Below are 13,674 nucleotides of genomic sequence, written 5' to 3'. Positions count from 1 at the left end.
CGGAAATTCACAAATCAAACCGATCCACCGCCCGCCGCCGCTCGTTGTCGTCACGCACGTCATAGCTGGCGGTGGTCTGGATATTGGTGTGGTGTGCCAGTTTCTGCGCAATCGACAGGTCATGCTCCTCGATCACCCGCGTGATGAACGAGCGGCGAAAATCATGGGGCATTATCTTCACGCCCACCTGCTCACCGCGCTGGCGGGCGATGTAGTAGATCGCGTGCTTGGTAATGCGCTCGCGGGTGATATGGCTGCCGCGGCGGATGCGGTTGAACAGGAAGCTGTCGTCCTGTTCGCCTTCCTTGAGCTGCTCGCGGCGAAACGCCAGCCACGCCTGCAACTTGGTAAACGCCCAGTCCGGCGCATACTTGATCAACTCCTTGTTGCCCTTGCCGATCACCCGCAAGCTGCGTTCTTCGAAATTGATTTGCGCCAGATCGAGGTTGACCGACTCCGACTTGCGCATGCCGGAACCATAGAGAATGCCGATCACTGCCGCATCCCGCAGGCCTTGAGGCCGTGGGTCGGAGGCGCAGACTTCCATCATTTCGCGGATCAGACTGCGCCGCAGGTTGCGGCCCTGGCTCAGGCGCGTGCCCGCTGCAGCCTTGACGGTGCGCATGCGCAGCAGGTGTTCCTGGCTGATCAGGTTCAGGCGCCAGGCCTCGTTCATCACCCCGCGTACCGCGTTGACGTACAGCGATGAGGTGTTCGGCGCATAGCCGTCCTTACGCAAGGCGGCGACCAGGGCAATCACGTGCTCGGGTTGCAGCAGGTGCCAGTCGATGTCTTCGAGGTTGATGTCCTCGAAGCCCAGGCGGTCGGCCGCGTCTTGCAGCACGTAGCGCATGGTCAGTTGGCTGGAGGGCGCCAGGCGGGTGAGGTAAAGGGTCAGCGGGTTGCGGATAGACTCAGTCAAGTTATGTCAGCCTTTGGCTTAAATACCTCGAATAAGCCTTTGATTAATCGAGGTATTTAGTGAATTGGCGAAGGCCGAGTCTAACCCAGGACCGGCCCTTGCACAAAATCACGGGGCGGTGTCGTCATCTTCGGTAGGGTCCTGCGGCTGGACCTGGGCCTGGCTCCAGTCGCTGTCTTGTTTCTGCATCAGCGCGAACCAGTGCTGGCGCATGAACGTCAGGTAGGCCTCGGGGGCCTTGGCAAAGTCCTTCTCGTCGCCGTAGCAACCGGGCAATGGCAACTCGGTGCCCTGCTCCTTGTACTGGCTGACCAACGCTTGCTGCCCGGCCACGCTGCAATCCTTGGGTAATGGCATGCCACGCAGGGCGCCGGCCTCTTCGTCCCACCAGGCTGCGCCGACCCGGTCGACACCGCGCAAACGGTACTTCTGCGACTTGCCGACATGCATGATCAGCTTGAATTCGTTAGGGCTGACATCACTGGTGCAGGTGCGCGAATAGCCCACGGTGGCCTGGGTGATGCCATCGCCGGTCAGGTCAGTGACCTTGGTTGCAGCCCGGTCAAAGCGCAGCGAGGCGTCGAACTCGCAATGCTGCACATCGTCGTAGAGCATCCATACGCGCTTGGGGCGGTTGCCATCGATCAGGTACTGGGCCGCGTACACAAACGCCGATTGAGTGCCGTCGTCGTCACGCTCGCTGACCTGCTCGGCGAGCACCAGCAGGTTCTTGCCTTGCTTGTCATCCCAGGTGTAGGCGGCGATTTGCTTGCCACGTACTTCCACACCGTCCGGCACCTGGTCGATGCTCGTGAGCGCGACCCCGCCGTCGGCTTGTACGTTGGTGATACAGGCCATGCTCAACAACAAACCCATCAACACAGGCCGCAACTGGCCCCGTAAACGCTGCACGCTATTCATCCGATCACCCTGGCAAGAGACGGCTTACTTTACCGGCACTTGGGGCGCATTGCAGAGAAGATTCTTCATTCATTTCGCTGGGCAGGGTCGCGCGTAGAAGTTGAACCAAATGCACAGCGAACAGTTCCTATTTGGCCTGCCAACTAAGCGTTAGTTGCCTAGCTGAACCCTAGCTGTCTACCTGTCAAATAAACGAGTTTTTCATCTGCCTTTCATATCTGTTCCACATTTTTACGCTTAATCTTGAACACAGTACTTCATAGCAAACCGCGCTATATCGTCTAACCTCTTGATTACGCTTCATCTTTAGCGCCGTTTGTTTACCTGCGGCCTGGACTTTCGCCCAATGATTGCTGCTGTTGCCACGCGCCAAGTTGCTCTAACCCCGAGGTCATGAATCTTTGAAACCCTACCCTATTCATTGCGTGTCGATCGTCATTCCGGTCTACAACGAACAAGAGAGCCTGCCTGAATTGCTGCGTCGCACCACTGCAGCCTGCCAGCAACTGGCCTACGAATACGAAATCATCCTGGTGGATGACGGTAGTCGCGACAATTCGGCCCAACTGCTGGAGGACGCCGCCGCTGAAGACGGCAGCAACGTGGTCGCGGTGATCCTCAACCGCAACTATGGCCAGCATGCGGCGATCATGGCCGGTTTCGAGCAGTGCCGGGGCGAAGTGGTGATCACCCTCGACGCCGACCTGCAAAACCCGCCCGAAGAAATCCCGCGCCTGGTGGAACAAGCCGCCCTGGGTTACGACGTGGTCGCCACCGTGCGCAACAATCGCCAGGACTCGGCCTTCCGCCGCTGGCCTTCGCGCCTGATCAACCTGGCCGTGCAGCGCTCTACTGGCGTTGCCATGACTGACTACGGCTGCATGCTGCGCGCCTACCGCCGCACCATCGTCGACGCGATGCTGGCCTGCCGCGAGCGCAGCACCTTTATCCCGATCCTGGCCAACGGCTTTGCCCGCCACACCACCGAGATCCTGGTGCACCACGCCGAGCGTGAACACGGTGAATCCAAATACAGCGCCATGCGCCTGATCAGTCTGATGTTCGATCTGCTGACGTGCATGACCACCACCCCGCTGCGCCTGCTCTCCATCGTTGGCTTCAGCCTGGCGGCGCTGGGCATGCTGTTTGCCCTGGCGTTGATCGTCATGCGCCTGGCCTTTGGTGCCGACTGGGCCGGCGACGGCTTGTTCGTGCTGTTCGCGGTGCTGTTCGTGTTCACCGGCGGCCAGTTCATCGGCATGGGCCTCTTGGGTGAATACCTGGGCCGCATGTACAGCGATGTGCGCGCCCGCCCGCGCTTCTTTATCGAAAAAGTGCTGCGCAACCAACCGGCAGCACCGGCTCCCGTGGTCGTCGTTGACGGCCTGGTGTCTTCCCATACCTCTACTTCTGCTGATCAGGTCTAAACATGAGTTCAAAAGCTGTTGTATTCGCGTACCACGACATTGGTTGTGCAGGCATTGAAGCGCTGCTCAACACCGGTTACGAAATTGCTGCTGTGTTCACCCATGCCGACGACCCGAAGGAAAACAACTTCTACGGTTCCGTTGCCCAACTGTGCGCACGCAACGGTATCCCGGTGCACGCGCCGGAAGACGCCAACCACCCGCTGTGGATCGAGCGCATCGCCAAGCTGAACCCGGACTACATTTTCTCGTTCTACTACCGCAACCTGCTGAGCGAACCCCTGCTGGCCACCGCCCGCAAAGGCGCGTTCAACCTGCACGGCTCGCTGCTGCCCAAATACCGTGGCCGCGCCCCGGCCAACTGGGTGCTGGTCAACGGCGAAACCGAAACCGGCGTGACCCTGCACCGCATGATCAAGCGTGCCGATGCCGGCGCGATCCTGGCCCAACAGAAAGTCGTGATCGACCGCACGGATACCGGCCTGACCCTGCATGCCAAACTGCGCGAGGCCGCCAGCCACCTGCTGCGCGATGCCCTGCCGCAACTGGCCCAAGGCAAATTGGCTGAAACCGCCCAGGACGAAAGCCAGGCCACCTACTTCGGTCGCCGTACCGCTGCCGATGGCAAGCTGGAGTGGAAAAAGCCGGCTGAAGAACTGTTCAACCTGGTGCGCGCCGTAACCCAACCGTATCCGGGCGCTTTCTGCGCGGTGGGCGAGCACAAGCTGATCGTGTGGCAAGCCGAGGTGGTCAAGGGCAACGAAGGCCTCGCGCCGGGCCGTGTGATCAGCGTCAACCCGCTGCGCATTGCCTGCGGTGAAGACTCCCTGGTGGTCAAGTTCGGCCAGCGCAACGACAACGGCCTGTACCTGGCCGGTCCTTCCCTGGCCAACGAATTGGGCCTGGTCGACGGTTCCGTGCTGCGTGGCGCCGAGTCCGGCCGCAAGCCACGCCGTACTCGCGTGCTGATCCTCGGTGTGAACGGCTTTATCGGTAACCACCTGTCCGAGCGCCTGTTGCGTGACGACCGCTACGAAGTCTACGGCCTGGACATCGGCTCCGACGCCATCGAGCGCCTGCGCAGCCACCCGAATTTCCATTACGTGGAAGGCGATATCAGCATCCACACCGAGTGGATCGAGTACCACATCAAGAAGTGCGACGTGGTCCTGCCGCTGGTGGCCATCGCCACGCCGATCGAATACACCCGTAACCCGCTGCGCGTGTTCGAGCTGGACTTCGAAGAAAACCTCAAGCTGGTGCGCTACTGCGTCAAGTACAACAAGCGCGTGATCTTCCCGTCGACCTCTGAAGTCTATGGCATGTGCCAGGACCAGTACTTCGACGAAGACACCTCCAACCTGGTGGTCGGCCCGGTCAACAAGCAACGCTGGATCTACTCGGTCTCCAAGCAACTGCTGGACCGTGTGATCTGGGCCTACGGCGCCAAAGGTCTGAACTTCACCCTGTTCCGCCCATTCAACTGGATGGGCCCGCGCCTCGACCGCCTGGACTCGGCGCGGATCGGCAGCTCCCGTGCGATTACCCAACTGATCCTGAACCTGGTGGAAGGCACGCCGATCCGTCTGTTCGACGGTGGCGAGCAGAAGCGTTGCTTCACCGACATCGCTGACGGTATCGAAGCCCTGGCACGCATCATTGATAACGACAACGACGTGTGCAACGGCCAGATCATCAACATCGGTAACCCGGAAAACGAAGCCAGCATCCGTCAACTGGGTGAAGAGCTGCTGCGTCAGTTCGAAGCGCACCCGCTGCGTGGCAACTTCCCGCCGTTCGCCGGTTTCCGCGACGTAGAAAGCAAGGCGTTCTACGGCACCGGTTACCAGGACGTGGCCCACCGCAAGCCAAGCATCGAAAATGCCAAGCGCCTGTTGAACTGGGAGCCGACCGTGGAAATGAGCGAAACCATTGGCAACACGCTGGACTTCTTCCTGCGTGAAGCCATGCTCGAAATAGCGGACAAGAAGTAATGCAGGCAGGCTTGCGAATCGACGTCGACACCTACCGCGGCACCCGTGAAGGTGTGCCAAGGTTGCTCGAATCCCTGGATGAAGCGGGGGTTAAAGCGACGTTCTTCTTCAGTGTCGGGCCGGACAACATGGGGCGCCACTTGTGGCGTCTCATCCGACCGCAGTTCCTGTGGAAGATGCTGCGTTCCAACGCCGTCGGGCTGTATGGCCTGGATATCCTGCTGGCCGGCACCGCCTGGCCCGGCAAGCCGATCGGCCGTGACCTGGGGCACTTGATGCGCCAGGCCAAGGCCGCCGGGCATGAGGTGGGCCTGCATGCGTGGGACCACCACGGTTGGCAGGCCAACACCGGGCGCTGGAGCGAGGCACAGCTGATCGAACAGATCCGCCGTGGCGTCGACACCTTGAATGACATTCTCGGCGAGCGCATAGACTGTTCGGCCGCCGCCGGTTGGCGTGCCGACGAGCGCGTGGTGCAAGCCAAGCAAGGCTTCAATTTCCGCTACAACAGTGATTGCCGGGGCACCAGCCTGTTTCGTCCAACGTTGGCCGATGGCAGCGCGGGCACCCCACAAATTCCGGTGGACCTGCCGACCTTCGACGAAGTCGTCGGGCCGGTGGTGGCTGCCAAAGACTTCAACACGTTCATCCTCGACCGCTTTGCCGCGTCGAAGCTCAACGTCTATACGATCCACGCAGAAGTAGAAGGGATTCTGATGGCCAATGATTTTTGCCAGTTGCTCGCCCAGGCAGGGCAGCGCGGCATCGAGTTCAAACCGCTGGGCGACTTGCTGCCGGCGGACCTGACCACCCTGCCCCAGCAACAGCTGGTGCGCGGCGCCTTGCCCGGCCGCGAGGGTTGGCTCGGAGTGCAACAGGCATGATCCGCCGTTGGGCCCTGCCCCTGCTCCTGTTGGCGTTTGGCGTGTTTTACCTGTTGCCGCTGGCCACCCACGGCCTGTGGATTCCGGACGAAACGCGCTACGCGCAGATCAGCCAGGAAATGCTGCTGACCGGCAAGTGGGCGTCGCCGCACTTCATGGGCATCCGCTATTTCGAGAAACCAGCCGCGGGCTACTGGATGATCGCGCTGGGCCAGGCGATCTTCGGGCAGAACCTGTTCGGTGTGCGCTTTGCGTCGGCCTTGAGTACTGGCCTGAGCATTTTGCTGGTGTACCTGGTGTCACGCCGTCTGTGGAATGACCCGCAAAAAAGCCTGATCAGCACCGTGCTGTACATGAGTTTTGTCAGCGTGGCGGCCCTGGGCGGTTATGCCAACCTCGATCCGCAGTTCACGTTCTGGGTCAACCTGACCGGTGTGGCCTTGTGGTTTTGCTTCGACAGCACCACCCGTAATGGGCGACTCGGTGCCTGGGTGCTGTTGGGGTTTGCCTGTGGCATGGGCTTTATGACCAAGGGTTTCCTGGCCTGGTTGCTCCCCGTGTTGATCGCCCTGCCCTATGCGATCTGGCAAAAGCGTTTCCGTGAGCTGCTGGGTTATGGCCTGGTGGCGGTGGTTGTAGCGATTGTAGTCAGTCTGCCGTGGGCGCTGGCCGTGCACCTGCAAGAGCCCGACTACTGGAACTTCTTCTTCTGGCACGAGCATATCCAGCGCTTTGCCGGCGACGATGCCCAGCACGCCGAGCCGTTCTGGTATTACCTGCCGCTGCTGGTTGCGTTCTGCCTGCCGTGGGTGGCGTTGTTGCCGTCCACGCTCAAACAGGCCTGGCAGGACAAGCGCAGCGCAAAGATCGGCTTTGTGTTGCTGTGGCTGCTGATGCCCCTGGCGTTCTTCAGCCTGGCCAAGGGCAAGCTGCCCTCCTACATCATGCCATGCCTGCTGCCGTTGGCCTTGTTGATGGGCAATACCCTGGCCGACAAGTTGGCCCAGGGTCGTTACCGCGCATTGCGCATCAATGGCTGGTTGAACCTGATCATCGGCGTAGTGGTGTTGTTGGCGCTGAGCTGGTTCCAATTGAAAAAACCGGTGTATGAACACGGCCAGGAAACCCTGAGCCTGGTGCTGGTGTTCACCTTCCTGTTTGCCTGGATCCTGGTCAACCTGCTGCAGGCTGCGCGACCTCTACGTCTGTGGGCCGCGCCGGTACTCGGCAGTTGGCTGATGGTCGCCTTGCTGCCCGCCGCATTGCCGCATTCGGTGGTCTACAACAAGACGCCTGACCACTTCATCATCGATCACCTGCAGGAGTTACAGCCGGCCACGGCCCTGCTGAGCAATGACCTCGGCGCAGCGTCGGCGCTGTCGTGGCGCCTGGCGCGGCCGGACGTGACGCTCTACAACACCGTCGGCGAAGTCAAATACGGCCTGGCCTACCCAGACGCCACGCACCACAAGATTGACACCACTCAAGTCCAGCAATGGATGAGCGAGGCGCGCAAGCAGGGCCCGGTCGGCGTGGTGATGCGCGTCAAAGGTGACGATGAAATCGCTGAAGTGGCGCTGCTGCCCAATGACGGCAAGCGCTATGAGCAAGGCAATATCGTGATCCTGATCTTCCCGCAGGTGACGCCGTGATCACCCTGCTGCTGTTATTGGCCGCGTGCTTGCTGACCTGCATGGGCCAGGTGTCGCAGAAATTCGCCGTGGAAAGCTGGCGCGATGTGCCCCAGGGCTGGGCGCTGAAACTGCGTTCGCCGTGGTTGTGGTCGGCGCTGATGTGCCTGGGGTTGGGCCTGCTGGTGTGGCTGCTGGTGTTGCAGCGCCTGGAAGTGGGCATTGCCTACCCCATGCTCAGCCTGAACTTTGTGTTGGTCACGCTGGTGGCGCGGTTTGTCTTTCATGAGCCCATCGACAGCCGTCATTGGCTGGGCGTGGCGCTGGTAATCGGTGGTGTGGTGTTGTTGGGGCGCCACGTATGAGCCGGGTCCAAGGTTTTGCCCTGGCCCTGGGCAGTGTCGGCCTGGTCAGTGCTGCCCAGTTGGGCATGCGCTGGAGCATGACGCGCTTGCCGCTGCCCAACGAATGGCTCAGTGCACAGATCGATCTTGGCGCCCTCGGCGTGGTGAGCCTGGCGATCCTCGCCTACGCGCTGTCGATGCTCTGCTGGCTCGGCGCGCTCAAGCATCTGCCACTGGGCCGCGCCTATTCACTGTTGAGCATCAGCTACGCGCTGGTGTACCTGCTGGCGGCCAGCCTGCCGGTGTTCAACGAACATTTTTCCGTTTCAAAAACCCTGGGGGTGGCGCTTGTCATCCTCGGTGTGCTGGTTATCAACTCTCGTCGTGCTAGCGCTACAAGTCCCAGGAATGCCCCATGAAAATCAGTGTATTTGGTAGTGGTTACGTCGGTCTGGTGCAGGCCACCGTATTGGCCGAAGTCGGTCACGATGTCATCTGCATGGACGTTGACAAAAACAAGGTCGAATCTTTGCAGAAAGGCCATGTGACGATCTTCGAGCCGGGGCTGGCAGCGATGGTCAAGGAAAACCTGGAAAGCGGGCGACTGCACTTTACCCATGACGAGAAACTCGCGGTCGAACACGGCGAAGTGCTGTTTATCGCCGTGGGCACGCCGTCGGACGAAGACGGCTCGGCGGACCTGAAGTACGTGCTGTCGGTGGGCGATGCGGTCGCTCGTCATCGCAAGGAGCCGGTGATCCTGGTGGAAAAATCCACCGTGCCTGTCGGTACCGGCGACACCTTGCGCGCGCATATCGAAAAAGCCCTGCACCTGGCGGGCCGTCACCTGGAGTTCGATATCGTCTCCAACCCGGAATTTCTCAAGGAAGGCTCGGCCGTGGCCGACTGCCGCCGTCCGGACCGCATCATCATCGGCTGCGAGCGCGAAGAAGTGCGCGAGGTGATGCGGGATCTGTACGCCCCGTTCAACCGCAACCATGACCGCATCATCTTCATGGACCTGCGCAGCGCCGAGCTGACCAAATACGCCGCCAACTGCATGCTGGCGACCAAGATCAGCTTCATCAACCAGATCGCCGAGCTGGCCGAACACCTGGGCGCGGACATAGAAGCCGTACGCCTGGGCATTGGTGCCGATTCGCGTATCGGCTACCACTTCATCTACCCCGGCTGCGGTTATGGCGGTTCGTGCTTCCCCAAGGACATGCGCGCCCTGATCCACAGCGCCAAGCAGGCCAACTGCTCCAGCGACCTCTTGGAAGCGGTAGAAGCCATCAACCAGCGCCAGAAGAGCAAGTTGTTCGAGCGCATCAATGCGTTCTTCCAGGGCAACCTGCGCGGCAAGACCTTTGCCTTGTGGGGCCTGGCGTTCAAGCCGAACACCGACGACATGCGCGATGCGCCGAGCCGTGTGCTGATGGAAGCCTTGTGGGCCGCCGGCGCCAACGTGCGCGCGTTCGACCCGGAAGCCATGCAGGAAACCCAGCGTATCTACGGCGATGATCCACGGCTGATGCTGATGGGCACCCCGGAATCCACCCTGGGCGGCGCCGATGCGCTGATCGTCTGCACCGAATGGCAGCAGTTCAAGGCGCCGGACTTCGACCTGATCCACCAGCGCCTGAAAACCCCAGTGATCTTCGACGGCCGCAACCTCTACGACGGCGAGCGCCTGGCGCGCAAAGGCTTCCAGTACTACCCGATCGGCCGTGGCGACTCCTGCCAGTTGCCGATTCCGCAGCAACAATGGTTGCCGCAGGTCGTGGAAGCCTGAGACGTGAACAAAGATCGACCGCCCCTGTTAACCCCAACGATCCGCCTCCAATCCCTCGGTTTGGGATTGCTGGCGTTGTTACTGTTCATCGCCGGCAGTTGGCACCAGGCGATTATCGGCTTCGATTCCCGCTTCGTGCTGTTCGCCCAGGAGATGCTGCGCCATGGGCCGGGATTCTTCCCGACCACCTACGGCCAGCCTTATGCGGATTACCTGGCCACGTCGACGCTGCTGACGTGGTTGTTGTCCTTGCCGCTGGGCCAGGTCACCAGCCTTACAGCCTGGTTGCCTACGGCGATGGCCTCGGCGGTGATCGTTACCCTGGTGTATCGCCTGACCGCGCCCTACTCCCAGCGTTGGGGCTTGCTGAGCATTGCGATCCTGTTGCTGAGCAGCACCTTCATCAGCGAAACCCGCTCGGTGTCCCTCGACCAGATGCTGGCCGCGATTGCGTTGGCGGTGTTTTACCTGGGCTATGCCCACGATCACTTTGGCGCCGGTAAACGCCTGCATTGGCTGTACCTGCTGCTGATTGTCGGCTTTGCCGTGCGCGGGCCGATTGGCCTGGTCATTCCCACGGGCGTGTTGTGCAGCTATTACCTGATCAACCGTCAATGGCGGCAACTGTTCAGCTTCGGCTTGCTTGGGCTGGCGTTGCTGGTGGCCTGTGTCGGCTTGCTGTTGCTGATGGCCAAGCTCAGTGGCGGCGAACAGTTCATGCAGGACGTGATCCGCATGCAGTTCCTCGGGCGCATGGACGGCAGCGAAGGCTCCAGCGGCGTGCTGTATTACTTCACCAGCTCCCTGGGCAACTATGCCCTGGCGTATCCGATGGCTGTGCTGGTGCTGTTGGCCATGCTGATCAGCGGGCGGCGGGCGCCGGGGCCGGCGTTGCAGTTGGTGTGGTACTGCGCGGCCGCCGGCTTGCTGGTGATGCTGGGCTTGTCGATTCCCCAGGCGAAAAAAGCGCGCTATGTACTGCCGATGCTGCCCATGGCGGCGATAATTGCGGCGTATCCGTTTCAGGTTGCACACGGGCGGCTGTTTGCCGGGTTGCGCGGATTGATGCTGGGTATCTGGACGTTGTTGCCGACACTGTTGATCGCCGGGTTGCTGTTGGCGCGGCCGCACTATCCGGAACAGTTGAGCGATCTGGGCTGGATCCTCGGTGTGCTGGGGGTGCTGCAAGTCGTGGCACTGCTGGCGCTGCTCAAGACACAACTGCGTGCGGTCGGACCGGCGTTTGCCGCGGTACTGGCGGTATGGGCCACCTACATCATGGTGGTCGAACCGCTGGAGCGCAGTGTCTACGACACCCGCACCTTTACTTTGCAAGTGCATGAACAGGTGATGCAGCAAAAGGCACCGGTGGTGTTGCACGGCTTGGGCAAAGACGCCAAGGCCATCAAGTACATGGTCAACCTCGATTGCGACCAGGTGCCGTTGTTCACTCAGCAGGCGGCCGACCTCAAGCCCCTTCAGGGGCCCGCGTGGCTGGTGATGAGCGAGGCGGATTATGAAGGCTTGACGGACCCACGCTTGCGTTCGATCACGCCGACCTTGGCCGGCGAATTTGATCGTAACCCTTATGTGCTGCTGCATTTGGAAAAAAGCCCACAACCCTGAGGCTTAACTTCATTTTTTTTGCACTCAACCTTCATTAATATGCATTGGCGCCCTGTTCTCCGGGGCGGCACACTGCATGCGTTCCTTCCCCCAAATGTTGGAACTTTCAAAGGGCTTTTCCGGGCAACCAGACAAGCCTTTTTTTTGCCCGCTGTTTATGGATCCCCTTTCAATGCTCGCTCGCTGGTTACCCGCTGCTATCAACACCCGCCCCACCGAATGGAGCCGTGCCGCCATCGGCATGGCCCTGGGCACGCTGTTCAGTGTCTGGCTGTGCTCACACGTGTTTGGCATGGAAGTGGCGCTGCACCTGCTGGGCCCGCTCGGGGCTTCGGCGGTGTTGTTGTTCGCTGTTTCGTCCGGCGCCCTGGCGCAACCCTGGTCAATTATCGGCAGCTATTTGTGTGCGGGTGTCGTGGCGCTGCTGGTGGCTCGCGTCCTGGGCCCTTCATTGGGAGGCGCCTGCCTCGCAGCGGGCATGACCGTGGTGTTGATGTGCTGGCTGCGCTGCCTGCATCCTCCAGCCGGTGGCCTGGCCATGACGCTGGTGTTGGCCGACCCTGCTTCTGCCGCCCTCGGTTGGTATGAGTTGGGTGCGGTATTGCTCGGGGCTGGCGCGCTGCTGGCCTGTGCGCTGGCTTACAACAACGCCACTCGCACGCGGTATCCCAAAGGCGCCGCTGAAGCACCGACGCTTACCTTGAAGAACCCTGATGCCGCTCAAGACCCCGCAATCACTGCCGCCGATTTGAAGCTGGCCCTGGCTGAAATGGAGCAGTTCTACGATGTGGCGCCCACGGAGCTGGAACAATTGATCCACGCCGCAGAAACCCACGCGCGACGCCGCAGCATCGGTGAAGTCCTGGCCAGCCGGGTGCCTTGAGGCCATCTTCCCTTCCCTGCATAAATGCAAAAACGACCTGCAGGATTCACGGTTGTACTGGGCAAATTTGCACTGGTACGATCGCGGGATGGTTCGTCCGCGAACATCTTGATAAAGAACAATAAAAGCAGGGAGTTATCGATGACTGCTCAGGTTTCATCCGAAGCTAGCCACGCAGAAACACTTCAGGACGAAGTCCTCGCCGAGGTCCGTAACCATATCGGCCACCTCACCCTCAATCGCCCCGCTGGCTTGAACGCCATTACCCTGAACATGGTGCGCAGCCTGGCGTCCCAACTGCAGGCCTGGGCCGATGACCCGCAGGTGTACGCCGTGGTCCTGCGCGGCGCCGGTGAAAAGGCCTTCTGTGCTGGAGGCGATATCCGCTCGCTGTATGACAGCTTCAAGAACGGCGACACGCTGCATCAGGACTTTTTCGTCGAGGAATACGCACTGGACCTGGCCATCCACCATTACCGCAAACCGGTGCTGGCACTCATGGATGGATTTGTCCTGGGTGGCGGCATGGGCCTGGTGCAAGGCGCGGACTTGCGTGTGGTCACCGAGCGCAGCCGCCTGGCGATGCCGGAAGTGGCCATCGGTTACTTCCCTGACGTGGGCGGCAGTTACTTCCTGCCGCGTATTCCGGGTGAGCTGGGGATTTACCTGGGTGTCACCGGGGTGCAGATCCGCGCAGCCGACGCGCTCTACTGCGGTTTGGCGGATTGGCACCTTGAAAGCAACAAGCTGGCCGACCTGGACCAGAAGCTCGACCGCCTGCAATGGCACGACTCGCCGCTCAAGGACCTGCAAGGCGTGCTCGCCAAGCTGGCTGTGCAGCAACTCCCCGACGCACCGCTGGCCGCCTTGCGCACCGCCATCGACCATTTCTTCGCACTGCCGGATGTGCCGAGCATCGTCGAGCAGCTGCAGCAAGTCACCGTCGGCGACAGCCATGAATGGGCACTGAGCACCGCTAACCTGATGCAGACGCGCTCTCCCCTGGCCATGGCTGTGACCCTGGAGATGCTGCGTCGTGGCCGGCGCCTGCCCCTTGAGCAATGTTTTGCCCTGGAGCTGCACCTGGACCGCCAATGGTTCGAACGTGGCGACCTGATCGAAGGCGTGCGCGCCTTGATCATCGACAAAGATAAAAACCCGCGCTGGAACCCACCCTCCCTGCATGGACTGGCTCTCAGCCATGTGGAAAGCTTCTTTCATCACTTCGAGAAGGTTGCGAACTAAGC

Annotated in this window: 12 protein-coding genes; 10 read left to right on the top strand and 2 right to left on the bottom strand. The window is 61.0% G+C overall.

Annotated elements, in window-relative coordinates:
- Positions 1–7: 7 nt before the first annotated feature.
- Both xerC and HX812_RS24380 read right to left on the bottom strand, forming a co-directional pair.
- A complete protein-coding gene (gene xerC, locus HX812_RS24385; protein ID WP_038848970.1) occupies positions 8–922 on the bottom strand; it encodes a tyrosine recombinase XerC in 915 nt (304 codons plus the stop codon).
- Between the two features lie 108 nt (positions 923–1,030).
- Positions 1,031–1,843, bottom strand: coding sequence for a M949_RS01915 family surface polysaccharide biosynthesis protein (locus tag HX812_RS24380; protein WP_038848971.1), 813 nt, complete (start codon positions 1,841–1,843; stop codon positions 1,031–1,033).
- Positions 1,844–2,244: 401 nt separating this feature from the next.
- Here HX812_RS24380 and arnC point away from each other — a divergent pair, with 401 nt between their 5' ends.
- The 10 genes from arnC to HX812_RS24330 all read left to right on the top strand — a co-directional run bounded on the left by arnC (position 2,245) and on the right by HX812_RS24330 (position 13,672).
- Entirely contained in the window at positions 2,245–3,270 is a 1,026-nt protein-coding gene (arnC, locus tag HX812_RS24375; protein ID WP_177075063.1) for an undecaprenyl-phosphate 4-deoxy-4-formamido-L-arabinose transferase, read from the top strand.
- Positions 3,271–3,272: 2 nt separating this feature from the next.
- A complete protein-coding gene (gene arnA, locus HX812_RS24370; RefSeq protein WP_038851481.1) occupies positions 3,273–5,264 on the top strand; it encodes a bifunctional UDP-4-amino-4-deoxy-L-arabinose formyltransferase/UDP-glucuronic acid oxidase ArnA in 1,992 nt (663 codons plus the stop codon).
- Positions 5,264–6,148, top strand: a complete 885-nt coding sequence (gene arnD / locus HX812_RS24365; RefSeq protein ID WP_038851482.1) for a 4-deoxy-4-formamido-L-arabinose-phosphoundecaprenol deformylase — start codon at positions 5,264–5,266, stop codon at positions 6,146–6,148. The genes arnA and arnD overlap by 1 nt, the downstream gene beginning before the upstream one ends.
- On the top strand, positions 6,145–7,800 hold the full coding sequence (gene arnT, locus HX812_RS24360) for a lipid IV(A) 4-amino-4-deoxy-L-arabinosyltransferase (RefSeq protein WP_038851484.1): 1,656 nt from the start codon (positions 6,145–6,147) through the stop codon (positions 7,798–7,800). The genes arnD and arnT overlap by 4 nt, the downstream gene beginning before the upstream one ends.
- Positions 7,797–8,144 (top strand): 4-amino-4-deoxy-L-arabinose-phosphoundecaprenol flippase subunit ArnE, encoded by a 348-nt coding sequence (gene arnE / locus HX812_RS24355; RefSeq protein ID WP_033902882.1) that lies wholly within the window; start codon positions 7,797–7,799, stop codon positions 8,142–8,144. Before arnT ends, arnE begins: the two co-directional genes overlap by 4 nt.
- Positions 8,141–8,542, top strand: a complete 402-nt coding sequence (arnF, locus tag HX812_RS24350; protein ID WP_033902883.1) for a 4-amino-4-deoxy-L-arabinose-phosphoundecaprenol flippase subunit ArnF — start codon at positions 8,141–8,143, stop codon at positions 8,540–8,542. The genes arnE and arnF overlap by 4 nt, the downstream gene beginning before the upstream one ends.
- Positions 8,539–9,918: a UDP-glucose/GDP-mannose dehydrogenase family protein gene (locus HX812_RS24345; protein ID WP_038851485.1), complete on the top strand. Its 1,380-nt coding sequence runs from the start codon at positions 8,539–8,541 to the stop codon at positions 9,916–9,918. Before arnF ends, HX812_RS24345 begins: the two co-directional genes overlap by 4 nt.
- A gap of 3 nt (positions 9,919–9,921) precedes the next feature.
- Complete coding sequence (locus HX812_RS24340) at positions 9,922–11,544, top strand: glycosyltransferase family 39 protein (RefSeq protein WP_038851486.1); 1,623 nt, start codon at positions 9,922–9,924, stop codon at positions 11,542–11,544.
- Between the two features lie 172 nt (positions 11,545–11,716).
- Positions 11,717–12,427, top strand: a complete 711-nt coding sequence (locus HX812_RS24335; RefSeq protein ID WP_038851488.1) for an HPP family protein — start codon at positions 11,717–11,719, stop codon at positions 12,425–12,427.
- A 141-nt stretch (positions 12,428–12,568) separates the two neighbouring features.
- On the top strand, positions 12,569–13,672 hold the full coding sequence (locus tag HX812_RS24330) for an enoyl-CoA hydratase/isomerase family protein (RefSeq protein WP_038851489.1): 1,104 nt from the start codon (positions 12,569–12,571) through the stop codon (positions 13,670–13,672).
- Positions 13,673–13,674 lie beyond the last annotated feature (2 nt).

Source organism: Pseudomonas sp. IPO3749, from assembly GCF_013386605.1.
GTDB lineage: Bacteria > Pseudomonadota > Gammaproteobacteria > Pseudomonadales > Pseudomonadaceae > Aquipseudomonas > Aquipseudomonas azotoformans_A.
The sequence above is the reverse complement of the archived record's forward strand: the minus strand, read 5'-3'. Positions and strand labels throughout refer to the sequence as shown.

Coding starts and splice junctions, on each gene's coding strand:
- arnF (WP_033902883.1), top strand. CDS start 8,141: ATGAGCCGGGTCCAAGGTTTTGCCCTGGCCCTGGGCAGTGTCGGCCTG.
- arnA (WP_038851481.1), top strand. CDS start 3,273: ATGAGTTCAAAAGCTGTTGTATTCGCGTACCACGACATTGGTTGTGCA.
- HX812_RS24335 (WP_038851488.1), top strand. CDS start 11,717: ATGCTCGCTCGCTGGTTACCCGCTGCTATCAACACCCGCCCCACCGAA.
- HX812_RS24330 (WP_038851489.1), top strand. CDS start 12,569: ATGACTGCTCAGGTTTCATCCGAAGCTAGCCACGCAGAAACACTTCAG.
- HX812_RS24345 (WP_038851485.1), top strand. CDS start 8,539: ATGAAAATCAGTGTATTTGGTAGTGGTTACGTCGGTCTGGTGCAGGCC.
- arnD (WP_038851482.1), top strand. CDS start 5,264: ATGCAGGCAGGCTTGCGAATCGACGTCGACACCTACCGCGGCACCCGT.
- arnT (WP_038851484.1), top strand. CDS start 6,145: ATGATCCGCCGTTGGGCCCTGCCCCTGCTCCTGTTGGCGTTTGGCGTG.
- HX812_RS24380 (WP_038848971.1), bottom strand. CDS start 1,843: ATGAATAGCGTGCAGCGTTTACGGGGCCAGTTGCGGCCTGTGTTGATG.